The 16146-nt window shown below is 70.3% G+C and carries 17 protein-coding genes; 6 read left to right on the forward strand and 11 right to left on the reverse strand.

The window, feature by feature from the left end:
* Positions 1-249 precede the first annotated feature (249 nt).
* Complete coding sequence (locus LIX60_RS05105; protein WP_227957390.1) at positions 250-942, forward strand: hypothetical protein; 693 nt, start codon at positions 250-252, stop codon at positions 940-942.
* A 190-nt stretch (positions 943-1132) separates the two neighbouring features.
* Here the strand turns inward: LIX60_RS05105 and LIX60_RS05110 are convergent, their stop codons facing one another.
* The 3 genes from LIX60_RS05110 to LIX60_RS05120 form a co-directional block, all read right to left on the reverse strand.
* Complete coding sequence (locus LIX60_RS05110; protein WP_374117960.1) at positions 1133-1648, reverse strand: hypothetical protein; 516 nt, start codon at positions 1646-1648, stop codon at positions 1133-1135.
* Between the two features lie 310 nt (positions 1649-1958).
* A complete protein-coding gene (locus LIX60_RS05115; protein ID WP_227957391.1) occupies positions 1959-2804 on the reverse strand; it encodes an NAD(P)H-binding protein in 846 nt (281 codons plus the stop codon).
* Positions 2801-3244 (reverse strand): nuclear transport factor 2 family protein, encoded by a 444-nt coding sequence (locus LIX60_RS05120; protein ID WP_227957392.1) that lies wholly within the window; start codon positions 3242-3244, stop codon positions 2801-2803. Before LIX60_RS05120 ends, LIX60_RS05115 begins: the two co-directional genes overlap by 4 nt.
* Positions 3245-3337: 93 nt before the next feature.
* Between LIX60_RS05120 and LIX60_RS05125 the strand changes: the two genes are divergently transcribed.
* Positions 3338-3922 (forward strand): TetR/AcrR family transcriptional regulator, encoded by a 585-nt coding sequence (locus LIX60_RS05125; RefSeq protein WP_227957393.1) that lies wholly within the window; start codon positions 3338-3340, stop codon positions 3920-3922.
* Between the two features lie 116 nt (positions 3923-4038).
* On the opposite strand, the gene LIX60_RS05130 is transcribed toward LIX60_RS05125, so the two are convergent.
* Complete coding sequence (locus LIX60_RS05130) at positions 4039-4374, reverse strand: beta/gamma crystallin domain-containing protein (RefSeq protein WP_227957394.1); 336 nt, start codon at positions 4372-4374, stop codon at positions 4039-4041.
* A gap of 255 nt (positions 4375-4629) precedes the next feature.
* On the opposite strand from LIX60_RS05130, the gene LIX60_RS05135 reads away from it, so the two are divergent.
* The gene (locus LIX60_RS05135) at positions 4630-4734 is read left to right on the forward strand and encodes a DUF397 domain-containing protein (protein ID WP_227962627.1); all 105 of its coding nucleotides are present in this window, start codon (positions 4630-4632) and stop codon (positions 4732-4734) included.
* A gap of 122 nt (positions 4735-4856) precedes the next feature.
* Here the strand turns inward: LIX60_RS05135 and LIX60_RS05140 are convergent, their stop codons facing one another.
* From LIX60_RS05140 to LIX60_RS05155, 4 genes are all read right to left on the reverse strand, one after another.
* Complete coding sequence (locus LIX60_RS05140) at positions 4857-5720, reverse strand: immunity 49 family protein (RefSeq protein ID WP_227957395.1); 864 nt, start codon at positions 5718-5720, stop codon at positions 4857-4859.
* Positions 5721-5867: 147 nt separating this feature from the next.
* On the reverse strand, positions 5868-6590 hold the full coding sequence (locus tag LIX60_RS05145; protein ID WP_227957396.1) for an immunity 49 family protein: 723 nt from the start codon (positions 6588-6590) through the stop codon (positions 5868-5870).
* A gap of 153 nt (positions 6591-6743) precedes the next feature.
* A complete protein-coding gene (locus LIX60_RS31395) occupies positions 6744-9575 on the reverse strand; it encodes a hypothetical protein (protein WP_308101094.1) in 2832 nt (943 codons plus the stop codon).
* A gap of 404 nt (positions 9576-9979) precedes the next feature.
* The gene (locus LIX60_RS05155) at positions 9980-10786 is read right to left on the reverse strand and encodes a MerR family transcriptional regulator (protein ID WP_227957397.1); all 807 of its coding nucleotides are present in this window, start codon (positions 10784-10786) and stop codon (positions 9980-9982) included.
* Positions 10787-11015: 229 nt separating this feature from the next.
* On the opposite strand from LIX60_RS05155, the gene LIX60_RS05160 reads away from it, so the two are divergent.
* A complete protein-coding gene (locus LIX60_RS05160) occupies positions 11016-11213 on the forward strand; it encodes a hypothetical protein (RefSeq protein ID WP_227957398.1) in 198 nt (65 codons plus the stop codon).
* A 72-nt stretch (positions 11214-11285) separates the two neighbouring features.
* Here the strand turns inward: LIX60_RS05160 and LIX60_RS05165 are convergent, their stop codons facing one another.
* Entirely contained in the window at positions 11286-11456 is a 171-nt protein-coding gene (locus LIX60_RS05165) for a hypothetical protein (RefSeq protein ID WP_227957399.1), read from the reverse strand.
* 132 nt (positions 11457-11588) lie between these two features.
* Between LIX60_RS05165 and LIX60_RS05170 the strand changes: the two genes are divergently transcribed.
* The gene (locus LIX60_RS05170; protein WP_227957400.1) at positions 11589-12023 is read left to right on the forward strand and encodes a hypothetical protein; all 435 of its coding nucleotides are present in this window, start codon (positions 11589-11591) and stop codon (positions 12021-12023) included.
* A 144-nt stretch (positions 12024-12167) separates the two neighbouring features.
* On the opposite strand, the gene LIX60_RS05175 is transcribed toward LIX60_RS05170, so the two are convergent.
* Together LIX60_RS05175 and LIX60_RS05180 are read right to left on the reverse strand one after the other, a co-directional pair.
* Positions 12168-14291 carry a DUF1996 domain-containing protein gene (locus tag LIX60_RS05175; RefSeq protein WP_227957401.1) on the reverse strand — a complete coding sequence of 708 codons (2124 nt, stop codon included), beginning with the start codon at positions 14289-14291 and terminating at the stop codon, positions 12168-12170.
* A 234-nt stretch (positions 14292-14525) separates the two neighbouring features.
* The gene (locus tag LIX60_RS05180) at positions 14526-15125 is read right to left on the reverse strand and encodes a YdcF family protein (RefSeq protein ID WP_227957402.1); all 600 of its coding nucleotides are present in this window, start codon (positions 15123-15125) and stop codon (positions 14526-14528) included.
* A gap of 476 nt (positions 15126-15601) precedes the next feature.
* Between LIX60_RS05180 and LIX60_RS05185 the strand changes: the two genes are divergently transcribed.
* A complete protein-coding gene (locus LIX60_RS05185) occupies positions 15602-16018 on the forward strand; it encodes a hypothetical protein (protein WP_227957403.1) in 417 nt (138 codons plus the stop codon).
* The last annotated feature ends 128 nt before the right edge of the window (positions 16019-16146 follow it).

The raw sequence follows: 16146 nt of genomic DNA on the forward strand, positions 1-16146 counted from the left end.
GGGGCGAGTTCCACCCTCGCGGCCAGGGCGCCCGGCGGCGTTCCACAGAGGCCGCGTTCACCCGAGTGAGTGAACGCAGGGCTTCCGGACCGGGCGGCTCCGGGCCCGAGTCCCGTGGCCCGCGGTGGAGTTGAGAAGGCCGAACGGGTAGTTTCGTGCGGGGCCGGGCCACCGGCGGCGGCCGCGAGATCGGCCACGCCCAGCGGCCCCGCACGGGGGACAAGGCTGCGCCGACGGGGGAATGACAGCATGCCGACCTACCACGAAGTGGTCTCCACCGGCCCGCCCATCCTCGGCCCCGGGCGGCACGCAGGGATCCGGCTGGCGTGGGCAGCCGGCTCAGTGCTGCTGCTGACGGCCTGTGGTGTCAGTGCCGACGGGAACGAGGCCCGGGCCCTGACCGGCGACGACATACAGGCGGTACTCCCGGACCGTGAGGCCCTTCCGGGCTGGCAGGAGTTCGGCGAGCCACTCGTCCTGGAGGACCGGGCGCAGTACAAGCACCGGGCGTGTCCCACCGAGGGCTTCCGAGGGTGCGAGGGCTCCCGCTCCTTCGGTCTCGTACAGTTCCGGAGCGGCGACGACCGGAAAACGCTCGTCGGCTACCGGATCACCGCCTACCGGGACGAGCAGACCGCCGCCACGGCGTACGACGTCCTCTGGAAGGGCCACTACCGCAGGGCGGGCGGCCCGGGCGCCCGGAAGCTCGATGTCGGCAAGCCCGGGGACGAGAGGAATGCCCGCCTCGGCACCGCCGGCTCCGGAGGACCGGGCGCGCTGGTGCAGGTGCGGGTCGGCACCGCGCTGGTGGTCGTCGACGTGTCCGGCATCCGCGGGGGCGACCTCGGCGCTTCTCTCGTCAAGGACCTCACCGGCGTGATCAGCGAGCGCGCCCAGCAGGCCCTGAACGGCGAGGACCCGGCCGGCCGGCTCGACGAGTAACGCGCGCGCCCGGCCGGTCGGCTCGGCACGCGCGGAAACAGGCGGCCCCGTGCTCGTCAGCCATCCGCCGCCGCGGAGCACCCGGCAGGGGCCGACGCCTCGCGGCCGTAGAGCCGTAGAGGTGTGCGGCCCGGTGGGACCGCCCGGTGGGACCGCCCGCCGGGCCGCGCGCCTCCTGGTCCGCGGTCGTTCAGCAGCCGCCGCAGCTGTAGAAGGTGACGTCCCAGTGGTTGCTCTCCCGGGCGTAGATGTTGCCCGAGGCGGCCTTGTACTGGGCGGCGCCGTCGGCGCGCTCCCCGATGTAGGTGAAGGTGCCGGTGATGTAGCCGGACAGGCAGGTGGTCGGGTTGAAGTCGAGCTTGTAGCCGTTCCAGTGGCTGTACGTGCCCGAGGCGTGGCCGGTCTCCGTGCCGCCCGTGATCGTCACGGCGCAGCCGCTCGCCGACTTGAGGGTCTCGGCGCCCTGGATCGTCGCCAGGTTGACCTGTTCGAAGGAGGTGCAGGTCGGGTTGTTGCGGTCGCTGCAGTTGCCGCTCGACCGCCAGGAGATCCCGGCGGCGGAGAGCCGCGCGGTGGCCTGGGCGTGGGTGATCTTGGTGACGGCGGCGCCGGACTCCACAGCCGGCGCGGAGGCGGGTCCGGGTGCGGAAGCGGGTGCCGGGAACGGGGCGGCGGTCGCGGCGCCCTGTGTTCCGAGGAGCGTCACCAGAGCGAGTACGGACGCGGCCGTGCCGAACAGTACGGGCCTCTTCACTTTCACTGCCTCCCTGTGGGGGTCGGGGGGCCGGCTCCGGGGTCGGGGGTCCGGCACCCCCGCATGGTGCCGCACTTGACGGTCCACGGACAGATGCCCCGGCGGATCGCCCGGCGGCAGGGCAGGGGGCAGGTCCCCGCCGTGGTGTTCCGATATCCCTTCCGGCGCGTGTCCGCCGACGCACGGGCCCTGACGGGACAGCAGCTCCGCCGGATCCGGCCCACCACCGTGAACTCCCCCTGCCGCGGCGGCAGCGGCCGCTTCAGCCCAGGTGCTGCTCGGCGAACGCCCGGAAGCCGCGGGGCGGGCGGCCCGTGACACGTTCGACGGTGTCCGTGGTGCGGTCCTCGGACCCGCCGGCGATGGCCGCGTCCATACCGGCCAGCAGAGCGGCGAACTCCTCGGGCATGAGGGCCGCCAGGCGCTCGCGCATCCGGTCGGGGGTGATCGGCCGGTGGGTGACGGTCCTGCCCGTGACCTCGCCGAGGACGGCCGCGATGTCGGCGTAGCTCAGCGCCTCGGGGCCGGTGAGCAGCAGGTCGGTGGTGGGCACGGTGTCGTCCGTGAGGGCGCGTACGGCGACCGCCGCGATGTCGTCGGCGTCGATGAAGCCGACCCGGCCCGTCCCGGTGGCGGTCATGATGACGCCGTGACGTCTGATGCTGTCCGCGTGCGGGTGCCGGCCGGTGAAGTTCTGCATGAACCAGGACGGTCGCAGGACGGCCCACTCCTCGAAGATGCCGGGAAGCGCCGTGTGCACCCGGCCGGCGCCCGGCCCTCCGGCGGGGATGGCCGAGGAGCTGAGCAGGACGACGCGGCGCACGCCGGCCGCGCGGGCCCGCTCCAGGAAGGGCAGCATGACGGCGCCCGGGTCCGGGTCGCCCACGGGTGGGACGAGATAGGCGCGGTCCACGCCGTGCAGGGCGCCGTCGTGGGTGGCGGGGTCGTACCAGTCGAAGCGGACGGCTCGGCCGCTTTCGAGGGCTTCCGCGGTGGCGTGGCGGGCCGCGGCTCTCACCGGCCGCCCGTACGGGGCGAGTTGGGACAGGACGCGGCTGCCCGTGTTGCCGGTGGCTCCGGTGACCAAGACAGCGCGGTCGGCGCTCATCGCGTCTCCCCCGGCCCGGCCGGGAGGAACGCCGCGTCGCCCGGGGAGCCCGGGATCGCCGCCGGGTTCCCGTAGTCGCGGTCGTGCGTCATGCGGCCGTCGCGGACCTTCGCCACGGCGACGTACGGCATGTCGTAGGCGGCGCCGGAGGACACCATCCGGCCGGTACCGCGCCATTCGGCGACGATGGTGCCCGGCTCGCGGGTTGCGTGGACCTCCGGCCGGGGGGTCTCGCGGAGGTCGACGTACTCGGGGTGGCCGCGCCTGGAGGCGGCGAGGGCCGCGCCGCCCTCCAGCTTCGCGGGGAAGCCGTCCGGGGCATAGGGGAACTCGGCCACGATGTGCTCGTCGGAGAGGGCGAGCCGGCCGTCGATGTCCTTCTCCAGCAGCAGGGTGAGACTGTGGCGGTACAGGTCCGCAGGCGTCAGGGATGGAGTCATGGGAAGTCCCGTCCTCTAGAATACGGACCGGCGGTCCGCTTCACTGAATATACGGACCGCCGGTCCGCTTTGGCAAGGAGAGGCCGTGACCCGGTGACCCCGCGCAAGGAACGCGCAGACGCCCTGCGCAACCGTGAGGCCGTCCTGACGGCGGCCGACGAACTCTTCAGCCGCAGCGAGAGCCCCCGCGGCGTCTCGATGGACGACATCGCAGCGGCGGCCGGCGTGGGGAAGGGCACCCTCTTCCGCCGCTTCGGAGATCGCTCCGGCCTGATCCGGGCCCTGTTCGCGGCGCGCGTCGAACCCCTGCGCCACGCCGTGGAGGCCGGACCGGCTCCGCTCGGCCCCTCGACGCCTCCCCGGGAGCGCGTGCCGGCGCTGCTCGTGGCCATCCTGCGGTTCAAGACCGACCACCGGCATCTCGCACTGGCCCTGGAGGAGGACGGCGGCAACAGCCCTTACCCGGGCGACCACTACACCTGGTGGCACACCGTCCTGAAGGACACCCTCAACCGGCTGCCCGACGCCACCGACGACGACAGCGACTTCACCGCACACGCCCTGCTGGCCGCCACCCGCGCCGACCTCGTCGAATACCTCATCGGCCGGCAGGGCATGCCACCCGAGCGCATCACGGCCCGGCTGACGGCTTTTGCCACCAAGGTGCTGGGCCCGTAGCCCGCACCGGCCGGCCCGTGCGGCCGTGTGCCGCAACGCGGCGGGGCAGGACCCGCGGAACTGATCGCGGACCCCGCCCCCCCCAACGGGCTGTCACTGCCGGAGCGGCAGCCGGATCAGAGGATCCGCAGCCGCGTGATCGTGTGCGGCGTACCGTCGACGATCCTCTTGGAGGCCCACTTCTCCATGCTGTGGGTCTCGCCGTTGGAGACGAACCGGAGGCGGTTGTTGCCCGACGTCACCCGGATCACGCCGCTGTAGTGGACGTTGACGGCACCCGCGTTGGCGAAGCAGACGCTCGAGGATCCGTTGTTGTAGGTGATCTTGACGAGATCCGTCCGGTCCCCGCAGCCCGTCTGATTGATCGCCATGGCGGTGCTCAGGGGAAGGGCCGCCGTCAGGGCTCCGGTCGCGGCGGCTGTCACCAGCACTCGCTTGAGCGAGCGATTCATGCGCTGTACCTCGTTCGGTGTCGTACGTCAGGTCGTTCTGCCGTTCGCCGGAGGCTGTCTGCCTGGCGTCCGGGACGGCCGGGGGTCGCCCCCCGCGCAACCGTCATGACGTGCGGCGCGACAGGCCAGGTTGACACCGGGCCCGTGGACTGCCCCTTCGTCCCTCGGGCGCGCACACCTGGACGCCGGGCGGGCAGTTCCGAGGCGTATACACGGGCCGCCCCGAGCGCGTAGGCCACCCCGGCCACCGTCCGCATACGGGATTCGAAGAACAGACAGGGCCCCGTACTCGGCGTCTCCACCGGGGCGTGGTCGGCGTTCGTGACATTCGCCGGCGGCCGTCCGCGGCCGGAGCTGTGAGATCCACCCGACATCGGACGTGCCCCGCCACCGCTCTTCCCGGTGCCGGGGCACGTCCGTCCGGGACCGGCCGCCCACCGGCCGGGCAACCCGTTGAACGGGCTCCTGGGCGCGCCGGGCGGTCAGGTGTCGAACTCTCCAACCCAGGTGCGCTCGATCAGATGCTTCGGGAGGTACTCCGACTCCACCTCGATGGGGAAACCGGCGTCATGGGCCAGGCAGGTGATGGCGAGCGGACCGAGAGCGACCGCGCCGGAGGTGTCCGACAGCCGTTCCTCATCCGCCGTCCAGTACTCCTTGTGCCACTCCAGCGCCTTGGCCAGCTCGGTGTTGAACGCTTCGTAGTCCTGCCGGAGATAGCGGTAGAAGAGGTTCAGCGGCGGATAGAGAATCTTGAGCATCAGCTCACGGTCGGCGACCCGAAGGCGTTCGGGATCCGTCCCGTTGATCGCCGCGACGAGCTTGTCGTCCATGCCGGGCCGCTGAAGCCACCCCGTCTGCAGCGTGTCCACCCAGTCATAGATGTACTCGTCGAACACCGCGCCGGAATCCCGGAGAACGGTGATCGGCACATGGCACAGCGCCGTCATCCGCTCCGTGTCACGGCCGATGACGGCCAGCCAATAGGCCGTGATCCAGGTACCGGCGTCTGTGAAGTACTGCGCACCCGTCGCCGGAATGGCGCGCACCTTGTGCACGATCCGGCATTCCACCACCGCATCGGGCTCGGCAGTGGCGGCCGCGAACAACGCGGAACCCACCTGCATGGCAGCGACCCAGGATTCCCAGGTCTCCAGCTTGGCCGCGCGCGGATCGAGAAGGCAATGCGCTTCGGCCGAGGTGACAGCAAGACTCATTGCCCGGTTGAATCCCCTCGGGTCTCCCTCCAGCCCGTCGATGCGCTCCTCGGTCCGCCGGCGCATCGCAGCGACACCCGCTTCGGCATGGGCCCCCGGAACGGTGTGACGGGACACGCTCGCGCCCACCTGTCTCACTCCCACGGGTCCGGTCCAGCGCGCTGCCGAGCAATGCTCGGAGCACGCCTGACCTGCTCACGGATTATTTCGTCACCGCCCCACAGCCATCAGATACTCGCCGGAACCAAGCACGGCACCTGGCCGTAGTGGCGGGGCTCAGGTGTCGAACTCTCCGACCCAGGTGCGCTCGATCAGATGCTTGGGGAGGTACTCCGACTCCACCTCGATGGGGAAACCGGCGTCATAGGCGAGGCAGGTGATGGCCAGCGGACCGACCGCCACGAACCCCTCGATGTTCGCCGACCGGTCCTCATCGGCCGTCCAGTACTCCTTGTGCCACTCCAGCGCCTTGGCCAGCTCGGCGTTGAACGCGTCGTAGTCCTGCCGCAGATAGCGGTAGAAGAGATTGATCGGCGGATACAGAATCTTGAGCGTCAACTCGCGGTCGCCCACGACCAAGTGCTCGGGGTCCGTCCCCTGCATCGCCGCGACGAGCTTCTCCTGCATTCCCGGACGCTGAAGCCAGCCCGTCTGCAGCGTGTCCACCCAGTGGTAGATGTACTCGTCGAACTGGACCTCCGGGCGCCGCAGAAGACCGAGCGGAACATTACAGAGCGCCGTCACCCGCTCCTGGTCCCGGCCGATGACCGCCAGCCAGTAAGCGGCGATCCAGTTCCCCGGATGCGTGTAGTACCGCGGACCCGTCGCGGGAATCGCACGCATCTTGTGCGCGATACGGCACTCCACCGAAGAACCCTCGGGAGCGACAGCGGCCGCGAACATCGCGGACCCCACCTGCATCGCCGCAGTCCACGCCTCCCACGTCTCCAACTTCGCGGCACGCGGATCGACGCCGCAACGCACCTGAGCGGTCGTCATTGCCGAACTCAGCGCATTGTTGAACTCCGACGGAGCTTCCTCCAGATCCGCGATCGCCTCCTCGGCGTCCTCGGTCAGCACCTCGACGGCACGGGCCAGGTTGGCGCTGGGAAAGTCATGGCGCGGCACAGTCACAGCCACCGGTCGTGCTCCTCAGGGTCGCAGATCGAAGTGCTTCATCTGATAGCCAGCATACGTACCGTCAACGACGTTGGCCTTGACCAGGACGTAATCAACCTTTCCTTGCTTCAAAGCCGCCCGGAGCTCCTTTCCGAGTGCCGCTTCCTCCGGGAATTTCGCAGAATTCTTCTTCATCTGGTCGAGGATGGTTTCGAAGTACCCTCGGGTGCCCTGCATGACCCGGCCACCACTGCTGCCCCAGCGGCTGCCGAGCTGAGCGGTCAGGCTGCCCTTGGCCTCCACCACGACGAAGCCGCCGTCGGGGCGCCGCCATATCTGGTCGAAGCGGTTGGCACCGCCCGGGCCGTCCAGCCCGCCGAACTCCAGCCTGGCGCCCTCGAAGTTCTCCGGGATGGCATGGTGCTGGGCAGCCGCCTCCCCCATGTCCTCCGCGGCTCTCAGCATGTCGCCGTGGAGCGGGCTGTGTGCGTCGTCCGCGGCCGTGACGGCCTGCTGGGTCTCCGGCGTGGAGTCTGCCGTGTCTGCGGCCTTCGCGTTCGCCAGTGCCTGTTCGGCGGTCTGGTCCCTTGCGACCGCCTCGTCCCGGGCGCGGGCCATGTCGTCGAGAGGACCGATGAGCTCCGGGCTGACAGTGCCCCGCCGGCCCGGGACCGGATCGCCCAGGTAGTTCGGAGGCATCGCCGGAGGGACGTTGTCGGCGGCGATCCACTTCGGGTTCGCCGGGTCGCTGGTGTCCCACCGGAGCTTCGGCACCGGCTGTCCGTCCACAAGACGCTCGACGTCCTTGCGGTGGCCGTTGGACTTGTAGTGGTCGTCGAAGAAGGTGTCGTTCGGGTCGTTGACCCGGTCGATGTGGTTCCGCATGACCTCTTCGGGCGTCCGCGGCGGCGTGCCGTCGCCGGGGGTGCCGCCACCGGGCGTGGCCGCGTTGTCCGGTACGGCGGTGCCGGGCGGTATCGCGTCGGCGGGGCCGGAACCCGGGGTGCCCTCGGGCAGGTTGGTGTCACCGAGTTGGGGACCGGCGCCCGGGCCCTCGGGCAGGTCGCGTCCGCCGGGAGGCAACGTGTCGGTGGCTCCGGCGGCGTTGTCGCCCAGCGACATGGAGGGGCCGTCGTACGGGCCTCCGGGCGTTCCGCCGCCCGGGGCGTCGCCGGCGCGGCCGGCCGCGCCGGGCAGGTTGTCGCCGAAGCCGCCGGGACCGCCTGGGAGGCCGGGCCCGGGACCGCCCGGGTTCGCCGTGCCGCCGGGGAGGTTGTCGCCGGTGCGGGCGGTGCCGCCCAGGGCGGTGTCGCCCGCGTTCGCGCCGACCTGGGCCGGGGTGCCGCCACCGACGGTGTTGTCGGCGACGGCGGAGGGGTTGCCCGCGTCCCCGACCTGGGCGACGGCGCCGGGCGGGTTGCTGCGGGCGCCGGCCCCGACCAGTTCCTGCTCCGGTACCCGCACGGCAGCCCGGTCCGGATTGGCCAGGTCCGCCTTGTGCGGCTCCACGGGGACATCCGCCGTGCTCGTGGAGCCGTCGGGAAGCTGGAGCTTGCCGTCGGGGTGCAGGACAGAGCCGTCCGGCATGAGGACCGCCCCACTGGGCAGTTCCGACGGCACCCTGGGCGCGGTGCCTTCCGGTACATGGACCGTGCCGTCCGCGAGCTGCAACGGGGTGTCGGGGACCCTGACCGTGCCGTCCGGCAGCTCCAGGCGCCCGTCCGGCAGCAGCGTCGCACCGTCCGGGATCGCCGGAATCTCGATCTTGCCGAGGTTGAGGTTCTTCAGCCCCGCCAGCACATCGCCGATCTTCATCGCCTGCCCGGCCTTGCCCACCACCGAGGAGATGTGCGTCATCGGGTCCAGGAACTTCCCCGCCTTACCCGCCACCGAGGCCACCTTGGCCACCGTGCCGCCCTTGGCGATGTTCCCCGCACCCGTGATCGACGTCAGCACATTGAACGTGACCGCACCCGCCGCGCGGGCCGGGTTCTCACTCCAGGTGTCCCACGCCAGCAGCGCCTTGCCCGTCTGCTTCGCGACCTCCTTGGAGTCCTTCATCCACTGCGGCAACGCCGAATCCGGGATCGCGTAGGCGAGCGGTGAGGTGTACAGGGCGGTGCCCACGACCAGCATGCCCAGACCCTTCCAGGCATCCTTCATCGCATCCCAGCCATCGAAGCCGACCAGGGTCCCGAGGCCCTTGATGGTGCCCCACACCCCGTCGACGATCAGGCCGTCCCACACAAAGCTCTTGATGTGCTGGTGAACCTCATACCAGTGGTACTTCTCGTTCTCCGCCGTCCCCCACGGAACCTCGGCGTCCTTCATGTCATCGGCCGAGAACCCGTACATGTTCTTGCCGTCCGAGCCGTCATTCGCCCGGTACTGGGTGCCCCCGACCAGCGCGGTGATCTTGTTCGCGGCCGTGCGCTCCGCCTCCCAGAACGCCGCGACGGTGGCCGTCACATCGGACTGGAGCGCGTTGTGCTCATCGATCTTGTCGCCGTCGTACTTCCACTCGTCATCGTCCTCCACACTGGCGACGAACGCGGCGGCATCGGCCTTGAGCTGCTTCAGCTTCGCCACCAGGGGACGCACCTCGGACGCGTACTCGTCCAACGCCGACTTGACCTTCTCCAGATCATCGGCGAACTCATCCGCCCGGTCCTGCACCGGCTTCGTCGACGCGAACAACGCCTCCGCCTCCGGCGCCGTATAGAACGCCGACAAACCCTGGAACTGGGTATGGACGCCCTTGCCCGTCTCCCGGATGTCGTCAGCGTCATTGCCCAGGCCGGTGGCGTCCTTCTCCAACTGCTCCAAATCACCGGTGAACTGGGGTATCGCCTCAGGCTTGATCACGTCTACTCTCCCCCGTCATGCCCTGGCCGACCCGCGTGCCGTCGTCCGCCTCAACGGCTCTGGCGGAAACCGCGGTTCGTCCCGCGCGGTGGCGCAGCAGCCGGCTTCCCGGCGGTCCTGCGCACGCACCGCCCGCACTCCCCCGCGCCTGACTCAGGTTCAGGTATACCAACACGCTGATGACATGCCAACGTCTACTCAGACGCCGCCCGGGCAAGCGCCGGTTCCCGGAGCCCAGGGGAGGAACGGCCCGCCCCCTGCTCTCGCTACTCGATCTCGCCCGCGCTCTTCGGCCATGACTGCCCGTCAAGGCCCGGCGGGGCGGTCGGGGCAGTCCACCAAGCGGACGGGCCACCGGTACCGGCCCGAACGCTCAGTGCGCCTGGACGGAGGCGGGCCGACGGTCAGACCGTGTGCCCCAGGTACCGCAGGTAGCCGTGCAGCGCTGCGGAGGCGGCGAGACGGCGAAGGCTGGTGCGGTGGAGGTCCCGCATCCGGTGGGTGAGCTCGCGCAGGACGCGGTCGGGGCTGCCGGTCTCGCGCAGTTCGTCCAGCACCGCGCCGATGGCCGGCAGCGGGTGACTCCCCCGCCGCAGAAGCGCGATGACGTGTGCCGTGCGCAGCTCCGAGCTGTCGTAGAGACGGTAGCCCGTGGAGGGTTCACGCTCGGGCCGCAGCAGGCCGTGGGCCTCCCAGAGACGCAGCACGGGCGGGCTCACGCCCACGGCGCGGGCCACCTCGCCGATGCGCAAACCGTGACGCGCGGCGTCCCGCCGGGCCGCGTGCGCCGTACCGCCTCCCGGGCACGCGTCACCGGATCGCTCAGCACGGCCCGGCGGGTTCACGCGGCCCGAGCGGCCCGAGCGTCCCGAGCGTCCCGTCAGGAGAGTCTCCAGAGCCTCGCGCACGGCGGCCAGTTCGCCGCGTTCCCGGTCGAGACGGGCATGGCTCGCGTCAACGGCGGCAAGTGCCGCGGCCAGGTCGCCGTCGTGGACCGCGCGCATGACGACGCGGGTGGTGGCCCAGCCGTGGCCGACGGCGAGCTCCCGCGCCACGGTGAGCGCTTCGGCATGGGCGCCGGTGAAGACCCGGTGGCCGCCGGCGGTGCGCTCCACCGCCGGGAGGACGCCCGTCTCCGCATAGGTGCGGATCTGCTGCACCGAGAGGCCCGCCGACCGTGCGAGGTCGCGGGCGCGCAGCCGGTCCCCCATCCGCCCTGCTCCCCTCCGCCGACCGCCGACCGCCGACCGCGCCCCGCGCAGCCGCTGCCGCTCACCTCACGGCCTCGGACCCGGTTGAGACTTTTCCGGCGAATCAACAAGCTCACCACCGGAGTTGAGGTCGGAAACCCTCATCCGGCTTCAATGAAACACTTGATACCGGGTCCGGCTCAAGCAGGGCACCGAAGTCAGGACAACCCCATGCCGGGAGGCGGCCACCATGAAGTTCCTTCTCGAAATCGACATCAGCAGCGACCGGCTCACCGAGAACACCGCGCCGGAGCTGGGCCGCATCCTGCGGTACTGGGCCGGGAACCTCCACCACTACGCCCTGAGGCCCGGCGACGGCTCGGCCGTCTACGACTCGGGGTACGAAGAGGTGGGCCGGTGGCGCATGGTCGCGCCGGCCGAGGAGTGAACCAGCCGGTCCGGCTCCGGCGCGGCTCCCGGCGCGGGTGCCCGAACCCGCCGGGAGCCGGGCCCGGCCCACTCAGCCAAGGCCGGCGAGCCCCGACCGAACCGCCGCCGCCGTCTCGTCGAGCAGGCGGCGTTCGCGCACCTGCCAGTCGGCCTCGATGCGGAACGGATCTCCCGTGAAGCGGGGGAAGACGTGCAGGTGGACCCCGTGATCGGCTCCGTCTCCGGCCGGTGGACCGGACACCGGCACTGCGCCCTTTCCAGTCTCATGCCGAACCGCTGGCCAGGGGCTTCACCATGTCGTCATCCCAGCCGGTGGGCTGAGGCAACAGGTGGGAGAAGGCTCACTGTCGGTGCCTGCTGCTATTGATGAGCCGTGATCGCATTCCGTGACGTCAACTTCAAGCTCCTTGTCGTCGAGCAGCTCATGTACGGGGACAAGACGCTCACCCCGGCCTTCGACATGAGGGAGCACATGCGGGCGCGCGGTGTCGAGGACCTGCACACCTACATCGAGCAGAACGCCTTGGAGCACACCGTCCTCGACGAGGCGCGCGCCTACTTCGAGGCGCTGGAGATCCCGGCGGGACTGCTCACCACCGTGGAGGAGCTCACTTTCGACGGCGGCCTCCAGGTCTTCATGGAGTGCGCTCCGATCTGGGACGGCGAGGACGATCTCTTCGACCTGCACAGCCTCGACGATCTCGATCTGCTGCCCAACCTCAAGCTCTTCAGCGGGGCAGAGATGCTGGAGCTCATGCTCCCCGACGGGCTGGAGATCCTGGCGGCGCGGGGTATCGCCGTGCGCTGAACGACGTCTCGAACGAGTTTGCCCCACGGAGATCGCCGGAGCGGCGGAGCCGTGAGCGAACTGCGACCGGGGTATCGCTACCGCGGTCGCAGTTCGCCATCACAGTTGATCCGTTCCGTCCGGTGTACTGCGGACGGGGACCTCTCAGTTCGTGGTCATGTTGCGGCGCCTGTTGTGGATCAGAAGGACCAGTCCTCCGAGAACGAGGACCCCTCCGGCCACAGCCGGCCACAGGTCCGCGCCGGTGCTGGCCAGGCTGCCCGTGCCCGCTTGCGGTTGGGGCTGCGTCTCCTCGGACTGAGCTTCCACGCCGGTGTCCGACGTCTCTGCGGGGCTGGTCGTCCGCGCCTTCGTTTCGCCGCCGCGGGCGTCGTCCGGGGCCCCGGCCTCCTGCGTGCGCGTGGCTGCGTCACTGGGGGCGGACGAGGCTTCCGAGGGGGCGTCGGGGGCCTCACCGGGCTTCTTCGCCCGGTCCTTGTCGGCGTCGGCGGACGAGGCCTCGGGCGCCGGCTCCGGCTCGTCCTGTGGCTCCTGCGGCGCCTGCGGCGCCGGCTTGTCCTTGGGCTCCTTCGGTTCCTGCGGCTGCTCCGGCTGCTCCGGTTCCTGCGGCTGCTCCGGCTGCTCCGGCTGCTTCGGCTCTTGCGGCTCCTCCGGCTGCTGCGGCTCCTGCGGCTCCTGCGGCTGCTGGGGCTCCTCCGGCTGCTTCGGCTCCTCCGGCTTCTGGGGCTCCTGCGGCTGCTCACCGGCGCCGGCTCCGCACTGCCGCCCGGCGTTGACACACTCGACGACCTCGTCCATCAGGTCCTCGTCCATGACGTTGATGAAGTCGTCGTGGTCGGTGATCGGCTTGTGCAGCTGCTCCGGGAAGCCGTCCACCGCGTACGGGTTCTTCACCTGGCCGTTCTCGATGACCGGCGCCGGAACGTCGTACACCAGGCGCATCGTCAGCTGGGGGATCGCCTTGAAGCCGTTGCCGCAATTGCCCTCGGCGTCGGCGAAGGCCACATGCGCGCGGTGGTTGGCGCTGTCGATGTTCTGACCGTCCCAGCAGCTCTGGAAGGCGAAGGACCGCACCACGCTGCTGCCCTGCGGGCAGATCGGGTACTTGTCCGCCAGCTGCACCTTGTCCTCGAAGCCGGTGCAGCTCCAGTTGGCATTGGCGTTCGCCGTGCCGTTGGTGAAGGCCTTGGCGTCACCGGTGATGATCCGCAGGAACTTCGGCATCGCCACAACCTTGCCGGCCGGGCTGCCGATGTACGTGATCTCGGCCTCCTTGGCCTGCAGGATCTTGCCGACGTTGCCCTCCAGGCCGCCGCCCTGCTGCTCGGCGTCGAACTCCTTGGTGCCGTCCTGCAGGCGCAGGACCGGCCAGTAGTACGAGGACTTGTCGCCCTGCTCCGAGCAACTGGTCTTGGCGTTCGCCAGATCGTCGTTGGAGGCGAAGGCGTCGACACCCTGGTTGCCCACGTAGTCGTGGGTGTGGTGAGCGCCGTTGTCCACGCCGGGCGCGACGATCAGGTTGTCGGTGTTGAACACCTTGTTCTCATTGACGCCGCACTGGACGCTGAACGTACCGGTCGAGGCGTCGCCGGTCCTGCGGGGCTCCGCCTTGACGTTCGGCTGAACCTTCGTGATGTCGACGAAGTCCGCGGCGAAGGGCCCGGCCGCACCGTTGCCGTTGCCGTCCTGCTGCTCACCGCCCTGGCCGCCGTCGTCCTGACCGGTGCCGGGGTTGGCGGTGTCGGCGTCGCCGTCCTGGTTGTCGCCGTCCCCGCCGCCGTCGTTCTTCTGGGCCTGGGCGGGGCTGATCTCGGTACAGGCGGCGAGACCGTCCAACGCCTCCGGGGCCGTGCCGCCCGCCCGCTTCACGTCGATCTTGATCTGTCCGATGACCTGGGTGCGCTTCTCGCTCAGCGGCCCGAGGATCGAGTCCCGGACGAAGTTCCCGTCCTGCGCCTGCTCCTGGCGTGTCGAGGTCAGCCGGTCGTACGCCTCGGTGATCTGCTGGTCGAGGTTGGCCAGCGCCTTGTCGACATCTGCGCGTGCCTCCCCCGGCACGTCGGTGAGTTGCTGCCCGACGTCCGGACAGGAGATCGTGGCCGCCTGGTCGCCACCGCTCTGATCCTGGACCCGGCCGCCCGAGTCGCCTTCTCCCGCGGAGGCGTAGGTGTTCGCGGCTACCAGTCCCCCTCCGCCCAATATCAGCGCGACCGCTGCAAAGGTCCGGCGCCGTGCGCCGGTGGGGCGTCTGCGCGTGTTGCGTCTCACGGAAGTACTCCTAGGCGTCGTGACAGGCCCGGCATGGTGCTGTTCCTCCTGTACGCGGCGGAGCCCGGCTGTGTTCAAACGCCGCACGGATTTACAGCGGGGCGCGTGCGAGCGGGCCCGTCGGACGCACCCACTGGGTACGGCTCGTAGCAGCCCGGGACTGGAACTCAAAGAGCGCGTCGGTGGGGTCGGGGATGTCGCGCACGGCGGCGCTGACGCGACGGCAGCTGCTGCCTACGACGAGGGCTTCCGTTCACCGGCCGTGAGACCTCGGAGTGTCCACAGTCCGTACAGAGCCAGCAGCGGTTTGACGACGATCCACTCACCTGGGCGGTAGTCGTCCGCGCGGACGAGCCTCTCCGCAAGATCCGGGCGCTGCCGCCGCAGGTACGCGCGGGCCTTGAGCGCGTGAGCCGGCTGGGAGGCGATCTTGATGCGGTCGACGTCCTCCAGCAGGGGGATCACGTTCGTGATGTTCTCCCATGTCGTCCCGCTCCGGTCCTCGAGGAGCACGGTGCCGTCGAACCCGAGCACCGACGTCGCGTAGTCGGCCATCACCTGGGCCTCCGCGGCGCCGCCGCTGGTCGCGCCGCCGCTGAAGATCAGGCGAGTGCCCCGCGCACGGCCGGCGGTGAGGGAGCGGATACCGGCCCGTACCCGCCAGCGGTTGATCACGTTCGCCCCCGCTTGGGGGTTCCGGTAACCCAGCACGACCACCGCTTCGGCACCGCCCCCTCCGTTGCCCACGAGCGCGCGAGACCAGCGCCAGTTCAACCACTCGCCCCAGGCCAGGGTCGCGGACCCGGCTATCGCCAGTCCCGTCCTCCGTCGCATGCGGTGACTCTAGGCCACCTCGGGACAGGACAGGACAGGGCAGGACGGGACAGGCACCAACCGCCCGGCAGACGACGCATGGTGTGAGGACCTCTGAGCCGGGCGGTTCCGGCGCGGGGCCGGAAGCATCCGGCAGTCCGCCCGGGTGCCGAACGACGGCGGTGCGCCGCTGTCGTTTCATCAGCTCTTTCCGGATCGCCGGTTTTGATTTGCTTTGCGACCTATTCTGATGCCGTGTCCGAGGACGCCGGATGGGCCAGGGAGAGGAATTACCGGGCTTGCAGGGGGCCGTTCAGGCCGGAGGCCCGCCGGGGTGCGGTGTTCTGCCCGTCGGCAAGTCGTGCCGGGCAGTGGCGGAATGAGAGCCGGCTGCGGAAGCGGCTCGCCGCGGTGCGGGACATGGCGCCGGAGGGCCGCGAACGCGAGGTGAAACGGGTCCTCGGCTGTGAAGCGCCGGGGCCGTGTCATCCAAGGGAATGGGAGACGTGATGAGAAAGACTCCGCGCACGCTGGTGGGGATGTGCATGGCGGTTGCGGCGGTCGTCATGACCGCGTCCCCGGCACACGCCAGCTACAGCAACGTGGTGTACGTGGCAACCGGTCTCGAACCTGCCCCCGGAAAGGGCACATTCAGCGCCGATCCGCATGGGAGGATTCCGGGCGACGCCATTCGGGCCTGTGACGTCACCAGGGATGGCTGGGGCGTCAAGGCGTGGCTGTATGTGAACCACAGAGTCATTCGCACGGCCAGCACCCTGGGACACCGTGCCATGTACTGCACGCGCTGGAAGACAGGAAACCTGAAGGAAGAGCAACTGGTGACCCTCAGGGTGTGCCTGGTCAAGAAGGGGCGCGAACCCTACAGGTGCGCCCACGGTCGGGCCAGAAGCTGAGGTTGCGCCTCGCCTGTCCGCGCTGCTCGCAGAATGCCGGCCGATCTGGCGGGCATCCAACGACGCGGCCTCACCGGCTGGGCCACCCCGAACCGGCGCGGTACCCGAGCCGGGACCACCTGCGAATC

The sequence above is a fragment of the Streptomyces sp. S07_1.15 genome, from assembly GCF_020739505.1.
Classification (GTDB): domain Bacteria; phylum Actinomycetota; class Actinomycetes; order Streptomycetales; family Streptomycetaceae; genus Streptomyces; species Streptomyces xinghaiensis.